This is a genomic window from Pseudomonas sp. GW821-FHT10B02 (genome assembly GCF_059415665.1).
The window spans coordinates 1-20,988 of record NZ_JBWKNR010000021.1 but is presented as its reverse complement, the minus strand read 5'-3'; the positions used below and the strand labels follow the sequence as shown (position 1 = coordinate 20,988).

Here is a 20,988-nt window from a genome sequence, read left to right as displayed (position 1 = left end):
CCAAGGACTGACTATGCCAAGACTGCCGCAAACGTTGTTCAGTACGGCCATCGCCTCCACCTTCTTGTTGGCCGCATGTTCTGCGACCAAACCGCATGAGTACAGTGAGGATGAAACCCGACAGCGGATCATCCGCGACCAGGCGCAGATGTATGCCAATCAAGAGCCGGTCACCAAACCCATCACCTTCTACGAGGCGGCCGCGCGGGCCCTGAAATACAACCTGGACTACCGCCTCAAACTGATGGAAAGCGCGCTGGCCAGCGACCTGCGTGATGTCTCCAGCCACGAGATGCTGCCGCGGCTGGTGGCCTCAGCGGGTTACGCCGGGCGTAACAATGACTCCGGGGGTACCTCCATCGGTATCGAGGACCGCCAGGAAAGCTTGCGCGCATCCACCTCCGAAGAACGCTATCGCGAACTCTATGGGCTGGGTCTGAGCTGGAGCCTGCTGGATTTTGGCGTGGCTTATTACCGCACCCAGCAGAAAAGCGACCAGATCCTCATGGCCGAGGAGCGTCGGCGCAAAGTCGCGCAGAACGTTCTGCAGGACGTGCGTAACGCCTACTGGCGCGCCCTCAGCGCCCAGCGCCTGATGCCGCAGGTCGATCACCTGCTGGTGCGCACCCACCAGGCCTTGCTCTCGGCGCGTCAGGCTGAGAGCAAAGGGCTGTTGCCACGTCAGGAGATCCTGGCCTACCAGCGCGCCCTGCTCGACTCGATTTACCTGCTGACCGTGCGCCGCCAGGACCTGGAGTTTGCCCGCGCCGAACTGTCGGCGCTGATGTCGCTGCCGCCGGGTTCGCGTCTGGTGCTGGCCGACGAGGTCGAACCGACGCTGCCACAGGTGTCTCAGGACATCGACAAACTTGAGCTGATGTCGCTGAAAAACCGCCCGGAAATCATGGAAGAGTGGTATCGCAAACGGGTCAACGAGAATGACTTGAAGATCGCCAAGGCGCAGTTATGGCCTAACGTCAGCCTGGATTACGGCTACAAGTACGACTCCAACAAGTTCCTCTACAACAGCGGCTGGTCTGAAACCGGCCTGCAAGTGTCGATGAACCTGCTGCGCCTGCTGCAGTTGCCCTCGCTCAACAGCGCCGCCGAATCGCAGACCAAGACCGACGACATGCGCCGGGTGGCACTGTCCATGGCGATTCTTACCCAAGTGCGGGTCGGCACCTTGCGCTACCAGCTGGCACGCCAGGAAGTCGAGTTTGCCGACCAGAGCCTGCAGGTCGACCAGAGTCTGTTGAGCTACGCTCAAGCAGCGCGTACCACCTCCTACGGCTCGGAGCTTGAGGTGATCCGCGCCGAAGGCCGCTACCTGCTTTCGCGCTACCAGCGCGAGGCTGCCTACTCCAGCGCCCAGGCAGCCTGGGGCCGGCTGTACAACTCGGTAGGCCTGGACACGCTGCCACAACAGATCGAGCAACACGATATCCAGACCCTGGCCCGGGAGATCCAGCGGACCCTGGATGAACAGGAACACGCCAACCTACTCGTCAGCACGCAAGGAACGCAGAATGCCATACAGCCCTGAGCGCCGTTTGCTCGCAGTGATCCTGTCCCTGGTCCTTACCCCGGCCCTGGCCGAAGACACCGCGCCAGCCCATGACGCCGATGATCCCGGCACGATCCGTGTGCTGCTGGTCGCCGGGCTGGAAACCACCCTCTCCAGCCAGATGAGCGGCACCCTCGGCGAGTTCAAGGCCAGCCTTGGCCAGACAGTGGCCAAAGATGCCGTGCTGGCCCGCTTCGACTGTGCCGAGGCCCAGGCCCGTTCGCGGGTCGCCGCCGCCGAGCTGACCATGGCCCGACAGAACCTCGACGCCAAGCGTAATTTGCGCAAACTGGACGCCGTCGGTGATCTGGAGGTGGCCATGGCCAACACCGAACTGCAAAAAGCCGACGGCGCCCGCGCGCTGGCCCAGGCACAGAGCGGTTACTGTGTGGTGCAGGCGCCCTTTGCCGGGCGTGTGGCCAAGGTGCATGCCAAGCCGTTCCAGACCGTGGCGGCTGGCACGCCGCTGTTCGACCTGGTCAGTGATGGCGCCCTGAAGGTTCGCTTGAACGTACCTTCAAACCTGTTGCCCAGGCTCAAGGACAACCAGGCGCTGGAGGTCGACATCCTCGAAACCGGCAAGGCCTACCCGGCCCATGTCAGCGCCATCAACGCCCGGGTCGACGCCGTGGCCCAGACCGTGGAGCTGGAGGCCCGGCTGGACGCCGCCCATCCAGAGCTGATCGCCGGCATGAGCGGCACTGCCCGTTTCCCGCGCGCCCATGACTGAGCCGTTACCGCACCCGCAGCTGCTGTTGGCCATCGCAGCCCTGCGCGACCGCGCCCTGGCCGCCGACTCACTGAATGCGCTGGGTTTCTCCATCGCCAATGATCCTTACCCGCTGTTGCAGTACCACCAGGCCCTGGTGTTCCAGCAACAGGGGCAAAGCCTGGAGCTGTTATGCGTCTCGGGGCTGGCCCGCCCCAGCGAAGACTCGCCTTATCTGGTCTGGTTGCAGCGCGCCGTGCGCTGGATTGCAACGCAGCTCGATGACGATCAACCGCGTTGGCTGGGCCGCGATGCGCTCACCCCGCCGGCGGACATCGCCGAAGGCTGGGCCGAATGGTGGCCCAAGGGCTTGTGGTGCATCCCGCTGCATGACCGCGACGGTCAGCGCCTGGGCCTGGTGCTGTTTCTGCTCGACGCGGCACCGGCGCCGGCCCTGCAACCTTTGTTCGAAGGGCTGTGGCGCACCTGGGCGCACTGCTGGGCAAGCTTTGCCAGGCAACGTCGGCTGCTGCGCTGGCGGCCCGGCAAGCGCCAGTTGCTGCTGGCCCTGGCGGTGGCAGTGGCCTTGTTGCTGGTGCCGGTCCGGCAAACCGCTCTGGCGCCGGCCGAGATCGTCTCGCGCGAAGCGATGATCATCAGCTCGCCCATTGATGGGGTGATTCAAAGCATGCAGGTACGGCCCAATCAGCCGGTAGAAAAAGACACACCGCTGTTCAGCCTGGACGAGACCACCCTCAACAGCCGCGCCGAGGTGCTGGGCAAGGAAGTGGCGGTCGCCGACGCCGAACTGATGGCGGCCAGCCAGCGGGCCTTCGACAACCCCCAGAGCAAAAGCGAACTGACCCTGTTGCATGGCCGGGTGCAGCAACGCCGCGCGGAACTGGCAGCGGTCAAAGCGCAATTGCAGCGCACTCAGGTACGTGCGCCGCGGGCAGGTGTGGCGGTGTACAGCGACCCCAACGACTGGCTGGGCAAACCGGTGTCCACCGGCGAACGCATTCTGTTGATTGCCGAGCCGAAACAGCCGGCCATGCTCATCCAGTTGCCGGTGGCCGATGCCATCGCCCTGGAGCCGGGCGCCGAGGTCACCCTGTTCCTCACCGCCTACCCCTTGACCCCGCTCAAGGGCAAAGTGCTGGAAACCAGCTACCAGGCACAGGCCAATGAAGAAGGTGTGGTGGCCTACCGTTTGCTCGCCAGCATTGACGGCCAGCCCGAACACGCGCGGCTGGGCCTGCACGGTACTGCGCGCCTGTACGGTGAACGTGTGGTGTTGGGGTATTACCTGCTGCGCCGGCCCTTCGCCGCGCTGCGGGCATGGAGCGGCTTGTGATCGCCAACGCGGCCGAGCTGCCGCCACCACCGCTGCGCGAAGACCTGCGCCTGCTGGAGAGCGCGCCGGACAGCAACGGCGAACCGGCCTGGGTAATCCAGGACACCGTCGTCAACCGCTTCTACCGCATTGGCTGGCTGGAGTTCGAGTGCCTGCTGCGCTGGGAGCACAGCCCTGAAGACATCTGTCGGGCGATTCACGCAGAAACGCCGCTGCGCCCGGACGTCGAGCAAATCGTCGAATTTCGCCAGTTTCTGGAAAACCACCAACTGCTGCGTCCCGGCCGCGAGGCCCTTGCCCGTCTGGCGGCACGCAGCCAGGACAATGCCTGGTTGAGCTGGCGCTGGTGGTTGCACCACTACCTGTTTTTCCGTGTGCCGCTGCTGCGTCCGCAACAGCATCTACGGTGGCTGGCGCACAAGCTCGACTGGCTGTTCCAGCCCCTGACGGGTGTACTGGTGCTGCTGCTGGGAATCACCGGCGTACTGCTGGTGCTGCAACAGTGGGATACCTTCACCACCGCGGTAGTGGAGTCTTTCTCAGCCTCCGGCCTGGTCAGCTTTGCCATCGCCCTGGCGCTGGCAAAGACCCTGCATGAACTGGGGCATGCGTTGGTGGCGACACGCCTGGGGCTACGCGTAGGCCATATGGGCATCGCCTTCGTGGTGATGTGGCCGATGCTCTATACCGACACCGGCGAGAGCTGGAAGCTGCGCAGTGCCAGGCAGCGCCTGGCAATCGCCTCGGCGGGCATCATCACCGAACTGGCCCTGGCCGGCCTGGCCACACTGGGCTGGGCGCTGTCCGACCCCGGTCCGCTGCGCAACGCCCTGCTCTACCTGGCCACCACCAGCTGGGTACTGTCACTGGCACTCAATGCCAGCCCCTTCATGCGCTTCGACGGTTACTTCATCCTCTCCGACCTGCTCGACTTCCCCAATCTGCACGAACGCTCGTCGGCGCTGGCCCGGGTGACCCTGCGCCGGGTGCTGCTGGGCCTTGACGAGGACTGGCCGGAAGCCTTCAGCCCCGGCAAACGACGGGCACTGGTGGCCTTCGCCATGGTCACCTGGGTCTATCGCCTGGTGCTGTTTCTGGGCATTGCCGTGGCGGTGTACCTGCTGTTCTTCAAGCTGCTGGGGATCCTGCTGTTTGCCGTCGAGGTGGCCTGGTTCATTGTCATGCCAGTCTGGCGCGAGCTGAAGTACTGGTGGAGCCATCGTGAAGGCATCAACACCCGCCATCGACGCACCTGGTGGGCAGTCGCAGCACTGCTGTTGCTGTTACTGGCAGTGCCCTGGCGCACCCAGGTCCAGGCATTGGGCGTGGCCCGCGCCGAACACCAGTTGCGCGTCTTCGCCCCCTACCCGGCACGCTTGCAGGCCCTGCATCCGGCAGGCCCGGTGGCGGCCGGGGCTACCCTGGTCACGCTCGATGAGCCGGATATTGCCTCACGGCTGTCCAGCAGCGAAGCCAGCGCCAGGAGTTACCAGGCCCGGCTCGGTGGCTTGATTGCCGACCCGTCAGGGGCCGACCAGGCCATCGCCACACGCCAGCGCCTCGATGTGCAATTCGAAGAAGCCCGTGCGGCGCGTTCGGAGATCAAGCGCTTGACCTTGCAAGCACCTTTCGCCGGGCAATGGCTGGATCTGGACCGCAACCGCCAAGCCGGCCAGTGGATTCACAGCCGTGAACCGATCGGCATTCTGATTGATCCCAGCCGCTGGCAGGTGGATGCCTACGTTGACCAGGATGAAGTGCAACACCTGGTACAGGGCGGCGCCGTGCGTTTCTACCCCGAAGGGCAGCCTACCCCGATCAACGGCACCGTGCTGGCCATCGGCAGCACCCGCGTGAGCCAGTTGCACCACGCCATGCTCGCTTCACGCTATGGCGGGCCGTTGACGGTTGCCAGCCGTGGCAAGGAGTTACTGCCCACCCCGCCCTTGTTCCATGTGCTGATTCAGCTCGACGGCGCCCCGCCTGCCCTGCGCGAAACCCGCGGCAGGTTGCAGATTGCCGGCGAGCGCCGCAGCTGGCTGGGCGAGGGACTGGTGCATGTAGCGGCGGTGCTGCTGCGCGAGAGCGGATTCTGAAGGAACTGCCCGCAGCACTCAGGCTGGCAGTGCTGCGGGGCATTCAAGTTCGATCAGAAACGCCGTTTCGCCGTTCTCATGGACGTCGCGAAAGCTGCCATCCATCGACTGGGTCAGGTTTCGGCACAGTTGCAAGGCAATGCCTTGGCGGTGGGCAAGGGGCTGAAAGAGCGTTACCGCAAGGTTCAGGGTGACCACGCCAGTGACCTGCATCCGCGTGGCCAGGCTGATGCGCAGGGGGGCTTGCACGGCTTCCTCACTCAGGTGCCGGATCAAGCTGTCGAACAACATGCCAAGACGCTCGCCATCGATCCACAACTGCCTGGTCGTCACTCCTTCCAGGGCCAGCGTCGAGATTGCCCCACCGGCAGGCAGCTGCGCGTTGAAAGCCGTAAGTCGCGCTTCCAGCCACTGAACGATGTCCAGCTGGACCGGCACCAGCGGTGGGCGCAACTGATCCAGAGTGACCAACTGCTCCAGTTGGTGCAGACGCAGGCTCAAGCGCTGCAAGGCGACCTGGCCGGAAAGCGGCAATTGCGCGCCGCCAAGACCGGATTGCAGGCGCTGCAGCGGTTCGTTCAGATCCTCATGGACCACCCGGGCAAAACCGGTGACTTCCCGGTACCTGGCCCGGGCTTGTTCGTGAGCATCGCGTAATTGACCGAGCAGAATCTGCCGGTCCGTCAGGTCTTCAAAGCTGCCCACCATACCCACAACGTTGCCACTGGCATCACGCCAGGGTTCGGCCCAGTACTGCAGAAAATGCGGCTCGCCAAGGAACTCGAAGGTTCTCTGCGAACTGAACGGTTCACCTTTTTCGATGAACGCTTCATACCGGGCCTGGTGGGTACGGCCTTGTTCGGGCGTGAACCAGAAGGCGTCCGTCAGCCGCCCACCCAGCACCCGCTCCCGGGAAGTGTGGTGCTGCGCCAGAAACGGCTGATTGCACATCAACAAGTGACCCTCCCGGTCGCGCACGAACATCGGGTTGGGTGAGGCGTCAAGCATGGCCCGCAACAGCGTTTGTTGCGCCGGCTCATGCAGCATTTCGACTTGCAGCTCAGGTTCGGCCGGCGTCAGCACGCCCGACTGGCCGATACCATTGCGTTGCGCGATGGTCGCCAACGCCAGGCGCGAATCGACCTGGAGCTTTTCCTGCAATCGGGTTTTGTAGGTGCTGACCGTCTTGTAACTGATCGACAGCTGCTCGGCGATGGCCTGATTGGAGCGCCCTTCGCTGATCAGCTCCAGCACCGTCAGTTCCCGCGCCGATAACGTGTCCAGCTCTTTGCCACCCACCGGGGCCGGCGTATTCAGCGCATCCCGGGGGAAATAGCGGCGCCCGTGCACCACGGCGCTCAATGCCCGTTCCAGCTCGAGCGGTTCATCGTGCTTGCTGACAAACCCGTCCGCCCCGGCCTGCACACACAGGCGGGCGAAATGACTACTGCTCTGCCCGGTGTACACCAACAGTTGCAACGCCGGGTCGCGCAGTTTCAGGCGGCGGATCAGATCAAGGCCGCCGAGACCGCTGATCGCCAGTTCAAGCACGATTAGCTGGGGGGCATCAGTACGCGCGTGCAGCAGCGCATCCTGGCCGTTACCGACATCGGCCACCACCTGATGCCCCAGGCGCTGCAGCACCTGGCCGATGGCCAGACGCAACAACGGTAGTGGCTCGACGATCATCACCCGACTCATTGGGCGCCTCCTTGCAGGCCAACGCCGGCCTGATCAACAAGCCTAGACCAGCGTGGCCTTCAGTGAAGCTCCTACAAACGGCTAAGGCCACTCCTACAGAGCAAATAGCTGCCTAGGCAGAAACTTCCTCCATACATTTTTGGAGGTTGCCATGAAACACATCAGCGAAAGTGCACTGCCTCTGGACCACCTGGCACACAACCGTCTGGCCCTGGCCATCAGCCTGATCCTCGGCAGTCTGTGCTACCTGCCCATCGAGGATGCGCAAGCAGAAGACGCGGTGATAGCGACCGAACTTCGCGAAGAACCACAACCATCCAACGCCGGCTTGAGCATCGGCCGCGTCGCCCTGATGGGCTTGCTCGGTGTACCTGCACCTATCACTGTCACCGTGGCCAATGGCATCGGCATCAGCAGCGGTGCCGCAGACAGCTCCATCGTCATACTGAAGGCCGGTAACGCGATCGGGGTGAAAGCCGCTGCTGGCGTGCAGATCAGCTTCGAGCAAGGCAGTGTCGTCAACGGCGCCGTCACCGGTGCTACCGCCAATGGCCAGAAAGGCCTGCTGGCTGAAGACGGCGGCAAGATCAGCGGCAGCGGTGTAAGTATCGAGATGCTCCCACAGACCACCCTGGGGGTGCCCTTCACCGCCAGCAACATGACCGGTGTCACCGCGCAAAACGGCGGTGTGATCAGCCTCGCCAACAGCCAGGTCAGCATGGGTAGCGCCACTGGCAGCAACAACGTCGCCCTGCTGGCCAGCGGCACTGGCAGTGCCATCGATTTCAGCGGTGGCGCCATCAGCACCCTGGCCAAAGGCTCGGTAGGCGTGCTGGCCAAGGACGGCGCAAGCATCGCGCTGAGCAAAGGCACCACGGTCACCACCAGCGGCGCAGGTAGCGGCACCAACATCAGTCATGGTTTGAAAGCCGAAGCAGGCAGCCAGATCAGCGCCAGTGACGTCACCGTCAACACCAGTGGCGCGGCTTCCAGCGGTGCGCGCGCCGAGGGTGGTAGCGAAATCATTCTGAGCGACAGTACCTTCAACTCCACCAGCGCCGCGGGCAGCACCTCGACCACCGCCGTGCTGCACGCCCTGGGTGGCTCGAAGATCACCGGCAGCGGCCTGGAGGTGAACGCCAGCGGTGGCTACATGGGCGGTGCGCGCGCCGAAGCCAGCAGCATCTCGCTCAAGGACAGCCACGTCAGCGTCACTGGCAGCGGCGCTGTCGCCAACCCTAGCGCAGCCGCCAGGGCCATGGCCGGCGGCAGCCTGGTGATCGACAATAGCGTCCTGGCCGCCCAGGGCACCTATGGCCACGGCGTGTCGGTCGAAGGCGCCGGCAGCACGGCCCTGGTGTCCGACAGCGATATCTCGGTACTCGGCGCCCGCTCGATCGGCCTGAACATCACCGGCGGCGCTCAGGCTCAGGTGAGTCAAAGCAAGATTGCCGTCGATAGCCTCAACGCCATTGGCCCTTGGTCACCCGGCGTGCTGGTCGAAGGCGCAGGCTCGACCCTGGTGCTCAGTGACAGCCAGGTCCGCACCTCGCAGAGAACCAGTTATGGCATCAGCGCAGGCGCTGGTGCAGACATCAAGATCAGCAACGGCAGTGTCAGCACCGAAGGCAACTACTCGACCGGGATCAGTGCCGGGAACGCAACGATCACCGCCGACAACGTCAACGTCTATACCTCCGGCAACGACAATGCCATGGGCGTGGTCGCCAACCAGAACGCCACCGTGATCCTCAATGGTGGCACCGTGACCACCTCCGGCGACGGCTCTCCCGTGCAGTCCAACCTGACCTTCCCGCATGCCCTGGCCTCGCGCAATGAAGGCGCCCTGCTGATCGCCAACGGCACTCATCTTCTGACCAAGGGCCAGCAGGCCTACGGTGCCGCCGTGGATGATGGCGGCAGCATGCAACTCAACGGCGTTTCGGTGAAGACTGAAGGCGATCGTTCGATTGGCCTGTACGCCGGCATCGGCGGCCCAAAACCCGGCAACGTCTCGCTTGAAGCCAATAGCGTGACGATCGAAACCCTCGGTGCCAACGCCAGTGGTGCCCGGGTGAGCCGCAACTTCAAGGACGGCCTGAGCGCCACCCTGGAGCTCAAGGACTCCAGCATCCGCACCCACGGCGACAACTCGGCCGCCTTGCAGGCTGAGCGCGGCGGCCAGCTACAAGCCGACAACAGCGTTGCCAGCACCAGCGGCATGGGTGCCCATGGCGTACTGGTCAGCAGCGCCCCAAGCTCGGCAATCCTCAAACAGGCCAGCGTCATCACCCAGGGCGCCGACGCCCATGGCATGCTGGTCAAGGACGGCGGCCAGCTCAGCGCCGAGCAGTCGACGGTAAGCGCCGCTGGCAGCAATGCCGCCGCCCTGTACCTGCAAGGCAGCAGCGCTGGAGCAAGCCAGGCCGACCTGAGCAGCACGGTGCTGCATAACCAGAACGGCGCGACCGTCGCCGTGGACGGCATCGGTGACATCAACTTCGAGGACGTGATCGCAGGCGGCAGCGGCCAATGGCTGCACGTCGATGCCAATGCAAACCAGGCGGGCCTGGCCACCATCAACCTGGCAAGCTCCCAGGTCAACGGTGCCGCCACCACCGCATCGGGCAGCACCTCGAACCTGAGCATGAGTGACACCAGCCTGTGGAAACTCACCGGCGACTCGAACCTCAGCAGCCTGAGCAACGACAACAGCCTGATCGACTTCAGCGCGCCCTCCGGCGGCAGCTACAAGACCCTCACGGCCAATCAATACCAGGGCAACAACGGCACCATCGCCCTCAATACCTACCTGTATGACGATCAATCGCCCTCCGACAAACTGGTCATCGATGGCGGCCAGGCAAGCGGCAGCAGCAACCTGCAGATCAAGAACGCCGGAGGCCCCGGCGCGTTGACTCAAGGCAACGGTATCCAGGTCGTCGATGCGATCAACGGTGGCACCACCCAGGAGCAAGCGTTCAGACTGCTCAGCCGGGTCAAGGCTGGCCCGTACGAGTACACCCTGCACCGCGCCAGCCTGGACGACAGCAATGCCCAGGCCTGGTACCTGCGTTCGACCAAAGATGCCACCCCGGTCGATCCGACACCTGTTGACCCTACCCCGGTTGATCCGACTCCGGTTGACCCGACTCCGGTTGATCCGACTCCAGTTGACCCTGCCCCCGTCGATCCAGCACCGAAGCCCGTCGTCAATCCGACTCAACCTTCACCTCAGGTGCCCAACTACCGCCCGGAAACCTCGCTGTACAGCGCCATCCCCGGCATGACCCTGCGCTACAGCCGCATGCTGGTCGACACCCTGCACGAACGCATGGGCGAAGAAGTCCGTAATTCGGTCGACCCGCTCCCGGCCGAAGCGCAAAGCGACTATGGCCCATCGCTGGGCTGGGGCCGCCTGATCTATGGCCAGGGCGATCAGGACCTGAACAACGGCAGCCGCTATGACTACAGCCAGCAAGCGTTCCAGGTCGGTATCGACCTGTACCACGGTGAAGACACCGATGGCAGTACCGATCAGGCCGGGATCTCGCTGTCCGCCGGCAAGATCGCCGGTGACATCGACCACACCGATGGCAGTGCCGCTGGCGATGCCAAGGTGCGCGCCGTTGGCCTGGGTGGCTACTGGACGCACTTTGGCCCGGCAGGCTGGTACCTGGACGGTGTGCTGCAATTCAACCACTTCGATATCCAGGCCAACCCACAAGACCTGCCGCGCTTCAAAACCAAGGGCAAAGGCATCACCGCGTCGCTGGAAGCCGGTTATCCGTTCAAACTGAACAAGGACGAATCGCTGAAAATCGAGCCGCAAGCCCAGGTGATTGTCAGCAAGATCAAGATCAATGACAGCCACGACGCCGCCTCCGAGGTGCGCTTCGAAGACGTTGATTCGCTGACAGGCCGTCTGGGGGTACGCATCGACAAAGACATGTTCCGTGAGGACGACAAAGGCAAACTGCACCGCACCAACATCTGGGTACGCCCAAGCATCTGGCACGAGTTCAAAAGCTCACCGAAAACCGAGTTCTCGTCCAATGACGGCTTTATCCCCTTCACTACTGATCTGGGCGGCACTTGGACTGAGGTAAACCTTGGTGTGGACTACCAAGCCAGCGAGAAGACTACGATCCACGTCTCTGCCGGCTACGAGAAAGGGCTGGACAACGATAGCCACGGCTACGAAGGGATGATTGGAGTCAAGGTCAAGTTCTAGCCTCACAGGCTCCCGGTGGGAGCGGGCTTGCCCCGCGATTGCGAACTGTCAGATATATCGCATCGCGGGGCAAGCCTCGCTCCCACCGGGAGCCTGGCAGTACCGTTTAAAAAAAAGCTGACGACCCCTCCCGATTTTGTAGGGCATGGCTATCCTTTCGTTTGTCACGATGACAATTGGACATCATTGTGCTGGCCCGCACACGACACTGGACTGCATTCACTGTCGGGATGAACACATTTGGCCAAACAGGTGGCGCAGGCTTTCAGGTTTATGGGTAAACAAACGATTGGCTCGTCGACGCGAAACTCAGGTAAATCAGTGTTTATGGCATCTTTGCTGTCCTCGTTGACAGCCTGTTCATCACATGAAGTGGTTGATACCGTAGGGAAGATCACTTGCAGCAGTCAGCAGCTCCATGTGAGGGGAATATGATCAAAAAGCCCTACATCCTGTTCACCAGGATAGTGATAAAGAAAGACAGCCAAGGAAGAATATTTACCGACCCTCTGTGGGCTAAAGACCTGAAACTGCACTTGAACTACATACAAAACTTCGGCATCTGCTGCCCGGTTGTCAAAAGCAGAAGCCTTGAGGGCCTGCAAGACATTAGCGAACTGGACATAAAGTGGCTTTTCGAGCTGAAAAATGACCGTGGCATTCTATCGGTACTAAAAAATTTCCTGCCAAACTTTGTCACTGTCATCAAGGCCTGCAAGCAAGCAAAAATCGTTCACTCCGATGGTGCCGGCTGGGCGTTCCCCTTGTCTTTTTATTTGTTACTACTCAAGCCGTTCATGCCCTTTCAATGGATTATCGTCATTGAGTCGTCGTTCTGGATGCTGGGTCAGGGCGAGGCTAAAACCCCTCGAAAAACAATTGAACATTACGCCCACAAAACCCTGTTGAGATGTTGTTTGAGGGCGGCAAATTCGAGAATATTCACCCAGTCATTTTACCGGGATTACTTTCTCGGCAACGAGAAACGCCGGACACTTATCAACCCTGCAACCTGGGTGGATAAGAGCAATTTTTCGAATCCGGAAGCGGTCAAGCGCAGATTCAATGACAAAGCCGATGGCAAACTGAACATACTCTTCCCCTCCCGTCTCGTCGCCGACAAAGGGGTGCTTGTTGTGCTCGCCGCCATCGAACAATTGAAGCCCCACGACGTGAATATAAACATCACCATCATGGGTTCGGGCGATCTGGAAGAAAACTGCCGGCGCTTTGCAAGCGAACGCCATGGTGGCGTCACCGTGAAGTATCAAGACAACGTCAATTACGGAGAAGAATTCTTCACGGTCGTCTCACACCACGACTGGGTGCTGGTTCCCACGCTAAAGCAGGAGCAACCGAGGATCATTTTCGACGCGTTCAGCCAAGGCACCCCGGTTATCGCCTCAGACACTTACGGCATCCTGGATATTACCGACAAGGACACCGCGCTTATCTTCGAAACGGGGAATTCATCCAGCCTGGCAGAGGCTATTCTTCATGCCGCGCGGCATCCCGAGCTTGCGCTGAAAATGGGCCTCGCCGGCCTGGAGTATGCCGCTGGCAAGACCCACTTGCAGATGCATCAAGACCGAGAACAATTCCTGAAGAGCAGTCTGAAGTAATGCAGCGCGGGCCAGCCAATAAACAATAATTATTCTTAATAGCATTACTGGAGCGTTCGCCAAACTGTCGAAACCCTTGGCCTGCAACAGTAATGCCGCCGGTCTAATTCAGCTGCAATGATTTAGCCACTTCACCGCGGTGATCTACGCTCAACCCAAGTCTGCTTGGAGAGCATCCAATGCCATCGGCTGAAGAACAAAAACCTGTCCGGCGCAAGGAAGCCCTGCTGTTCATCTTCCTTGTCGCTTGCCTGTTCCCCCTGCTATCGGTGGCGATCGTCGGTGGCTACGGCTTCATCATCTGGTTTTTACAAATGCTCTACGGCCCGCCCGGGCCGCCCAACTGATAGACCGCCAACGCTATCTATTGGAGCCAGTGCATGGACGAAGCCCGACATATTGCCAGCCTTGTAGTACTTGCCCGCCCGGAACTGTTTGATGCAGTCAAAGCCAACTTGCGCCTGCTCGATGGCCTGGAGTTGCATCAGGAAAGTAACGCCGGAAAGTTGGTGGTGGTGCTTGAGGCGGTAGATGAAAACCAGATTTTGCAGCGCATCGACCAGATCAACAATTTGCCGGGCGTACTCAATGCGGCGTTGATCTATCACGAACTCCTCGACCCAGCAGGAGAGATCGAATGAGCATGACCCGCCGTGAATTCGCCAAAGCCCAGGCCGCCGCCATTGCTGCGGCAGCGGCCGGCCTGCCGATCTATACCACTGCCAGTAACCTGATTACCGAAGCGGACATGGTCACCCTGGACTGGAACAAGGCACCCTGCCGCTTCTGCGGCACCGGTTGCAGTGTGATGGTCGCCACCCGCGATAACCGCGTGGTAGCCACCCATGGCGACGTCAAGGCCGAGGTCAATCGCGGCTTGAACTGCGTCAAGGGCTACTTCCTGTCGAAGATCATGTATGGCAACGACCGCCTGACCCAACCACTGCTGCGCATGAAGAACGGCCAGTACGACAAGCAGGGCGAGTTCCAGCCGGTCAGCTGGGAGAAAGCCTTCGACATCATGGAAGCGAAGTTCAAGGAAGCCTTGAAGAACAAAGGTCCAGGCTCGGTCGGCATGTTTGGTTCAGGGCAATGGACGGTGTGGGAAGGTTACGCCGCCAACAAACTGATGAAGGCCGGCTTTCGCAGCAACAACATCGACCCGAACGCCCGCCATTGCATGGCCTCGGCGGTGATGGGCTTCATGCGCACCTTCGGCATGGATGAGCCGATGGGCTGCTATGACGATATCGAGGCCACCGATGCCTTCGTGCTCTGGGGCTCGAACATGGCCGAGATGCACCCGATTCTCTGGAGCCGGGTCACCGACCGGCGCCTGAGCCAGCCACAGGTCAAGGTCGCAGTGCTGTCTACCTTCGAGCACCGCAGCTTCGAACTGGCCGACATTCCCATGGTGTTCAAGCCACAGACCGATCTGTTGATCCTCAACTACATCGCCAATCACATCATTGAAAGCGGCGCGGTCAACAAGGACTTCATCAGCAAGCACACCCGCTTCGCCCAGGGCGCCGACGACATCGGCTACGGCCTGCGCCCGGACAATCCGCTGGAGACCAAGGCCAAGAACGCCGACAAGGCCAACACCTGGAGCGACATCAACTTCGAACAGTTCGCCGCCTTCGTCCGCCCCTATACCCTGGAGCGCACCGCCAAGGAGTCAGGCGTGCCAGCGGAACGCCTCAAGGCCCTGGCCGAACTCTATGCCGACCCGAAACGCAAGGTCGTATCGTTCTGGACCATGGGTTTCAACCAACATACCCGTGGCGTCTGGGCCAACAACCTGATCTACAACATTCACCTGCTTACCGGCAAGATCAGCGAACCGGGCAACAGCCCCTTCTCCCTCACCGGCCAGCCTTCCGCCTGCGGCACCGCCCGTGAAGTCGGGACCTTCTCGCACCGCTTGCCCGCCGACCTGGTGGTGACCAATCCCAAACACCGTGCCACTGCGGAAAAAATCTGGAAGCTGCCGGCCGGGACCATCGAGGAAAAGGTCGGTTTTCATGCCGTTCAACAAAGCCGCATGCTCAAGGATGGCGTACTCAACGTGTACTGGACCCAGGCCAGCAACAACATGCATGCCGGGCCCAACATCATGCAGGAGGTGCTGCCCGGCTGGCGTAAACCCGAGAACTTCGTGATCGTCTCGGATGTGTACCCCACCGTCTCGGCCCAGGCCGCCGACCTGATCCTGCCCAGCGCGATGTGGGTGGAAAAGGAAGGCGCCTTTGGCAACGCTGAACGTCGTACCCAGTTCTGGCACCAGTTGGTCACGGCGCCCGGTGATGCCAAGTCTGACTTGTGGCAACTGGTGGAGTTTTCCAAGCGTTTCACCACCGATGAAACCTGGCCTGCAGAGCTGTTGGCCAAGGCGCCTGAATACAAGGGCAAAACCTTGTTCGAGGTACTGTTCAAGAACGGTCAGGTCGATCAGTTTCCGGTCGAGCAACTGGAAGCCGGGTACAAGAACGATGAGGCCAAGGCGTTTGGCTTCTACCTGCAAAAAGGCCTGTTCGAGGAGTACGCCCAGTTTGGCCGTGGCCATGGCCACGACCTCGCCCCGTTTGATCGCTACCACAGTGAACGCGGACTGCGCTGGCCGGTGGTCGACGGCAAGGAGACTCGCTGGCGTTATCGCGAGGGCACTGACCCGTACGTCGAGGCCGGCAGTGGCGTGCAGTTCTATGGCTACCCGGACAAAAAGGCGATCATCTTTGCCCTGCCCTATGAGCCGCCGGCCGAAGCCCCGGATGCCGACTACCCGTTCTGGCTGAGCACCGGCCGGGTGCTTGAGCACTGGCACACCGGAACCATGACCCAACGGGTCGAAGAGCTGTACAAGGCGGTGCCCGATGCCTTGGTCTACATGCACCCCGACGACGCCAAAGCCCTGAATGCGCGGCGCGGCAGCGAAGTGAAGCTGATCAGCCGGCGTGGCGAAATCCGCGCACGCATCGAAACCCGCGGGCGCAACAAACCGCCGCAAGGCCTGGTGTTCGTGCCGTTTTTCGATGCCAACAAGCTGATCAACAAGGTCACGCTCGATGCCACCGACCCGATCTCCAAGCAGACCGACTACAAAAAATGCGCCATACGCATCGAGTTGATCAGCGTCGCCTGAGGAGCACCGTCATGACCTTTCGAATCCTGCCGTTGTGCCTGCTCGCTGCGATTGGCGTGGTGATCGCTGCCGAAATCGACTATCCGCTCGATGCCCCCGGCCCGGACGGTCGTCGCCCCGGCGGTACCCTGACCCAAAGCATGCCGGCACCACCGATTGCCAACGATGAAAACAAGGACCTCAAGCGCGAGCGCAACTACCCTGACCAGCCGCCGACCATTCCCCACAGCATTCGCGGCTATCAGATCGACAAGAACGGCAACAAGTGCCTGTCATGCCACAGCCGCGCCAACAGCGCCCGCAGCCAGGCGACGATGATCAGCATCACCCATTACATGGACCGCGACGGCCAGGCCCTGGCGGCGGTATCGCCGCGCCGCTACTTCTGCAACCAGTGCCATGTGCCGCAGAAAGAGGTGCAGCCGCTGGTGGGCAACAGCTTCGAAACCATCGACAAAATCCTGCAAGACGACGCCAACGCCGAGAAAAAACCCTGAGGAGGCGCCATGAAAGCACTGTTCGCCCTGCTTAAGGAGTACTGGGGCATCCTCTGTCGGCCGAGCGTCTATTTCAGCCTGGGCTTTTTGACTCTTGGCGGGTTTATTGCCGGGATCATTTTCTGGGGCGGCTTCAACACCGCACTGGAAATGACCAATACCGAAAAGTTCTGCGTGTCATGCCATGAAATGCGCGACAACGTCTTCGTCGAGCTCAAGGAAACCATCCACTACACCAACCGCTCCGGCGTGCGCGCCAGTTGCCCGGATTGTCACGTGCCGCACGAATGGACGCACAAGATCGCGCGCAAGATGCAGGCCTCCAAGGAGGTCTGGGGCAAGATCTTCGGCACCATCGACACCCGCGACAAGTTCGTGGCCCTGCGCCGGGAGCTGGCCGAACATGAATGGGCCAGGCTCAAGGCCAACGATTCACGCGAATGCCGTAACTGTCACAACTTCGAGTTCATGGACTTCACCCGCCAGAGCAAGCGCGCTGCGGCCATGCACTCCACCTCGCTGGCCAAAGGCGAGGCTACCTGTATCGACTGTCACAAAGGCATCGCTCACAGGTTGCCGGATATGCATGGCGTGAAGGGCTGGTAGTGCACCCCGCTCCCACCGGGGGGAATAAGCTGTGCTTTCAGGGTGAAACCTGATAGCCCCTGCCTTGCAAGCAACTGGTGTAAGCCGAGGCATTGGTCGACTCACTGGTCCGTCGCTGCTCGCGCCGCTCCTGGCGCTGGCGCGAGCCGCCGACCACGGCACCGGCGGCTGCGGTTTCCTTGGCGCGATTCTGCCGATACTCCTGCTTCACATCGTCGTCGACACGGTCATAGACTTCGTCGTGTTGATTACCACGCACCTGAGCCCCTACCGCACCGGCCGCGGCGCCGACCGCCGCGCCTCTGACCCGGCCACCCGTTACAGGCGGCGCGGTCGAGGCGCTATTGGCGACATTGTGACAGTCGTTGATATCCAGCTGGACCTGCTGCGAGCTTTGGCCCTTGAGCGGTACCACGGTTTCGGCCAGTACCGGCACGCTGAGCAATGACACGGCCAGGCAAAGGCCGAGTGGCGAAAATCTGCACATGATGAACTCCGCAACCTGAACCTGCCTCTGGAGATGAAGCAGACGATTTCAGTTTACATCCCGGGAGCCGGCCTTGTCCCTGATCAGGATCAGCGTGCACTGCCGGGGTCATCCTCAATCAGGATCGCCCGAGCGATGTCTTCGTCGCTGGCCTGCAAGTCGGGATTGTCCTGGCGAATACGCCGCATCATCGACTCCAGGTAAACACCACGAATAGCGCCGCCACTGGCAATGAACGAGGAGGCATCGTCGCGGGCCGGGATGATGCGTTTGTCGTCCTTGAAGGTGGAGTACAGCGAAGCGGAAACCCCCGCCGAAGTGGCCACATCACTGGCGTCCACATCAGCCAGCGCAGCGCCCATGGGCAAACAGAGAACAAGCGAAGAAGCGATCAGTAAACGACGCATGGTAGTGCCTCCGGAAATCGAGTACCTACGTGAACTAGGATGCTCGCGGCAACGCCCAAGTTCCCTGCAGCTGCAACCGCGCAATGGTCGTGCCATCCAGGTTAAACGCAAAAAAGCCATTGCACGGCCCTGCCAGCCCTCCGGTCGGCGCACAAATGACCTATACCCAATAAGCCATGGATCACAACATCGGGGGCGGGTATGGCGGGCTCAGGCAAGAAAATGACGCTCATCGGGCTGACCACCCTGGTGACGGTCAACATGATGGGGTCCGGCATCATCATGTTGCCGACCAGCATGGCGCAACTGGGGGCGGTATCGTTGCTGTCCTGGGTAGTGACCGCCATTGGCTCGATGGCAATCGCTTACAGCTTCACCCAGTGCGGGGTGTACTGTTCGCGCTCCGGAGGCCTGTCGGCCTATACCGAGGAGGCCCATGCCAAATCGGGGTTCTTTCTCTGCTCCTATCTGTATTTTCTCTCGCTGGCGATCGCCAATGTGGCCGTGGCCATTTCTGCCGTGGGCTACATGACCGCCTTCATGCCCTGGCTGGGCAGCAGCGCGATGGCGCTGTGCGTCGGTACCATCGGGCTGATCTGGTTGACCATCGTGGCCAACTTCGGCGGGCCGGCGATTACCGGCAGGATCGGTGCGATCACGGTCTGGGGGGTGATCATTCCGGTAGCCGGATTAAGCGTGATCGGCTGGTTCTGGTTTGATCCCGCGGTGTTCTCCCAGGCGTGGAATCCGAACGGGCTGCCGATCGGGGAAGCCATCGGCAAGACCATCCCCCTGACCCTCTGGGCCTTTCTGGGCATGGAGTCGGCGGCACAAGCCTTCGACGCAGTGGAAAACCCCAAGCGCAACGTGCCCCTTGCCTGCCTGTTCGGCACCCTCGGCGCGGCAGTGGTCTATGTGCTGTCGACCACAGTGATCCAGGGTATCGTGCCCAACCTGGAGCTGGCCAATGCCTCGGCGCCGTTCGCTTTGGTCTATGCGAAGATGTTCAACCCGCTGATCGGCACGATCATCATGGTGCTGGCGGTGATGGCGTGTGTCGGCTCGCTCCTGGGTTGGCAATTCACCCTGGCGCAAACGGCGAAAATGACTGCCGACCAAGGCCTGTTCCCGCAGCTGTTTTCCAAAGTCAGTGCGCTGAACGCGCCGATTCTCGGCATGCTGGTTTGCGGTGTGCTGCAAACGGCGATGGCGCTGTCGACCATCTCGCCCAATGCCAGTGCCCAGTTCAGCAAGCTGGTGAGCCTGGCTGCGGTGACCAACCTGATCCCCTACGTGACAGCCCTGACCGGGCTGCTGGCGATCATGCACAAGGCCAGGGTCGGCCCGGCGGTGTACAGCCGCAATACCCTGGTGCTGCTGGTGGCAGTGGGTTACTCGCTGTATGCCTTGTATGCATGCGGCATGGAGGCAGTACTCGGTGGCGCGCTGGTGCTGGCTTTCGGTTATCTGCTCTATGGTTTCCTGGCCAAGCGTTTCATCATCGAACAGGCCAGGAGTGAACGGGGGGCTGGCTATGAAGGCTAGCCTGCGGCGAGTTGCCAGCTTGCTGATCCTGCTTCCCGCCCTCGCTCAGGCCACAACGCTGGAGCAAGTGCGGGCCAGCAATACCTTGACCCTCGGTTACCTGGCGGACTTTGCGCCCTTCAGTGTGCAAGACGGCGAACAGGCCAGCGGTTACGCCATCGACCTCTGCCGCAAGGTTACCGAACAGGTGAAAGCGGATTTGGCGTTGCCCGACCTGCAGGTGCGGTTTCAGCCGGTGGCGCTGGCTGATGAGATTACGGCAGTCAGTTCAGGGCGGGTAAACCTGCTCTGCACGCCTACGGTGGCCACTCTGGAGCGGCGCAAGCAGGTGAGTTTTTCCGTGCCGGTGTATACCGCCGGGGTGACGGCGGTGGTGCGCAGGGACGCTCCGGGGGCGTTGCTCAATGTGCTCAATGGCAAGCAGGCTCATAATGGCCCGACCTGGCGGGCGACGGTCAATCGTGGGCTGGCCAACCAGACCTTTGCGGTGGTCGCCGGTGGGGTGACTGAGCAGTGGGTTCGGCGGCAACTACAGATGCTTGGGGTGATCGCGACGGTGGTGGCGGTTGAGAACAATGATGCGGGGTTCGCGGCGGTTGTCCACGGGCAGGCTGATGCGTTCTTTTCTGAACGCATGCTGTTGAAGAATCTGTTGGCGCGGCACGCTGAGGCTGGGGCTTTGATGCTGGTCGAGCGGATTTATGAGTATGCGCCAGTGTCGATGGTGCTGCCCCGGGGGGATGAGGATTTTCGCTTGCTGGTGGATTCGGTGATCAGCGGGATGTATCGGTCCGGGGAGATTGAGCAGGCCTATGGGGTTTATCTTGGCGGGGCGAGTGAGGGGGCCAGGCGGTTGTTCAAGTTGTATGCTGTGCCGTTGTAGGTTTTTTTTGGGGGGGGCTTTGCGGTTTGTGAGCTTATCCATTTGCCATGGTGGCTTTAAGTCACCTTTCCGCCCTTACGGCGGGTCCCTTTGGCAAACGCCCCAAAGGAACACAAAGGGCTTGCCCCACCAGGGGCC

Annotated in this window: 16 protein-coding genes; 13 read left to right on the top strand and 3 right to left on the bottom strand. The window is 61.5% G+C overall.

Going from position 1 to position 20,988, the window contains the following annotated elements; translation table 11 throughout:
- Nucleotides 1-13: 13 nt before the first annotated feature.
- The 4 genes from AC07OF_RS24545 to AC07OF_RS24530 are packed head-to-tail and all read left to right on the top strand — an operon-like array spanning nucleotide 14 to nucleotide 5,726.
- Complete coding sequence (locus AC07OF_RS24545; protein WP_157192626.1) at nucleotides 14-1,546, top strand: TolC family protein; 1,533 nt, start codon at nucleotides 14-16, stop codon at nucleotides 1,544-1,546.
- Entirely contained in the window at nucleotides 1,530-2,297 is a 768-nt protein-coding gene (locus AC07OF_RS24540; RefSeq protein ID WP_157192627.1) for an efflux RND transporter periplasmic adaptor subunit, read from the top strand. The genes AC07OF_RS24545 and AC07OF_RS24540 overlap by 17 nt, the downstream gene beginning before the upstream one ends.
- On the top strand, nucleotides 2,290-3,630 hold the full coding sequence (locus tag AC07OF_RS24535; protein WP_157192628.1) for an efflux RND transporter periplasmic adaptor subunit: 1,341 nt from the start codon (nucleotides 2,290-2,292) through the stop codon (nucleotides 3,628-3,630). The genes AC07OF_RS24540 and AC07OF_RS24535 overlap by 8 nt, the downstream gene beginning before the upstream one ends.
- Nucleotides 3,630-5,726, top strand: coding sequence for a site-2 protease family protein (locus AC07OF_RS24530; protein ID WP_495073602.1), 2,097 nt, complete (start codon nucleotides 3,630-3,632; stop codon nucleotides 5,724-5,726). Before AC07OF_RS24535 ends, AC07OF_RS24530 begins: the two co-directional genes overlap by 1 nt.
- Nucleotides 5,727-5,744: 18 nt before the next feature.
- On the opposite strand, the gene AC07OF_RS24525 is transcribed toward AC07OF_RS24530, so the two are convergent.
- A complete protein-coding gene (locus AC07OF_RS24525; protein WP_476447060.1) occupies nucleotides 5,745-7,427 on the bottom strand; it encodes a LuxR C-terminal-related transcriptional regulator in 1,683 nt (560 codons plus the stop codon).
- A 151-nt stretch (nucleotides 7,428-7,578) separates the two neighbouring features.
- Here AC07OF_RS24525 and AC07OF_RS24520 point away from each other — a divergent pair, with 151 nt between their 5' ends.
- The 7 genes from AC07OF_RS24520 to AC07OF_RS24490 all read left to right on the top strand — a co-directional run bounded on the left by AC07OF_RS24520 (nucleotide 7,579) and on the right by AC07OF_RS24490 (nucleotide 17,528).
- Complete coding sequence (locus AC07OF_RS24520; protein WP_495073599.1) at nucleotides 7,579-11,661, top strand: autotransporter outer membrane beta-barrel domain-containing protein; 4,083 nt, start codon at nucleotides 7,579-7,581, stop codon at nucleotides 11,659-11,661.
- Between the two features lie 431 nt (nucleotides 11,662-12,092).
- Complete coding sequence (locus tag AC07OF_RS24515; protein WP_495073598.1) at nucleotides 12,093-13,283, top strand: glycosyltransferase family 4 protein; 1,191 nt, start codon at nucleotides 12,093-12,095, stop codon at nucleotides 13,281-13,283.
- Between the two features lie 179 nt (nucleotides 13,284-13,462).
- Entirely contained in the window at nucleotides 13,463-13,630 is a 168-nt protein-coding gene (gene napE, locus AC07OF_RS24510; RefSeq protein ID WP_038610650.1) for a periplasmic nitrate reductase, NapE protein, read from the top strand.
- A 33-nt stretch (nucleotides 13,631-13,663) separates the two neighbouring features.
- Entirely contained in the window at nucleotides 13,664-13,924 is a 261-nt protein-coding gene (locus tag AC07OF_RS24505) for a chaperone NapD (RefSeq protein WP_157192632.1), read from the top strand.
- Nucleotides 13,921-16,425, top strand: a complete 2,505-nt coding sequence (gene napA / locus AC07OF_RS24500; RefSeq protein WP_157192633.1) for a nitrate reductase catalytic subunit NapA — start codon at nucleotides 13,921-13,923, stop codon at nucleotides 16,423-16,425. Before AC07OF_RS24505 ends, napA begins: the two co-directional genes overlap by 4 nt.
- A gap of 11 nt (nucleotides 16,426-16,436) precedes the next feature.
- Entirely contained in the window at nucleotides 16,437-16,922 is a 486-nt protein-coding gene (locus AC07OF_RS24495) for a nitrate reductase cytochrome c-type subunit (protein ID WP_157192634.1), read from the top strand.
- 9 nt (nucleotides 16,923-16,931) lie between these two features.
- Nucleotides 16,932-17,528, top strand: a complete 597-nt coding sequence (locus AC07OF_RS24490; RefSeq protein WP_157192635.1) for a cytochrome c3 family protein — start codon at nucleotides 16,932-16,934, stop codon at nucleotides 17,526-17,528.
- Between the two features lie 37 nt (nucleotides 17,529-17,565).
- On the opposite strand, the gene AC07OF_RS24485 is transcribed toward AC07OF_RS24490, so the two are convergent.
- Both AC07OF_RS24485 and AC07OF_RS24480 read right to left on the bottom strand, forming a co-directional pair.
- Nucleotides 17,566-18,015 carry a YMGG-like glycine zipper-containing protein gene (locus tag AC07OF_RS24485; protein ID WP_157192636.1) on the bottom strand — a complete coding sequence of 150 codons (450 nt, stop codon included), beginning with the start codon at nucleotides 18,013-18,015 and terminating at the stop codon, nucleotides 17,566-17,568.
- An 89-nt stretch (nucleotides 18,016-18,104) separates the two neighbouring features.
- Nucleotides 18,105-18,422 (bottom strand): DUF2388 domain-containing protein, encoded by a 318-nt coding sequence (locus AC07OF_RS24480; RefSeq protein WP_038610638.1) that lies wholly within the window; start codon nucleotides 18,420-18,422, stop codon nucleotides 18,105-18,107.
- A gap of 201 nt (nucleotides 18,423-18,623) precedes the next feature.
- Between AC07OF_RS24480 and potE the strand changes: the two genes are divergently transcribed.
- Both potE and AC07OF_RS24470 read left to right on the top strand, forming a co-directional pair.
- Nucleotides 18,624-19,967 carry a putrescine-ornithine antiporter gene (potE, locus tag AC07OF_RS24475; RefSeq protein ID WP_157192637.1) on the top strand — a complete coding sequence of 448 codons (1,344 nt, stop codon included), beginning with the start codon at nucleotides 18,624-18,626 and terminating at the stop codon, nucleotides 19,965-19,967.
- A complete protein-coding gene (locus tag AC07OF_RS24470) occupies nucleotides 19,957-20,850 on the top strand; it encodes an amino acid ABC transporter substrate-binding protein (protein ID WP_495073597.1) in 894 nt (297 codons plus the stop codon). The genes potE and AC07OF_RS24470 overlap by 11 nt, the downstream gene beginning before the upstream one ends.
- Nucleotides 20,851-20,988 lie beyond the last annotated feature (138 nt).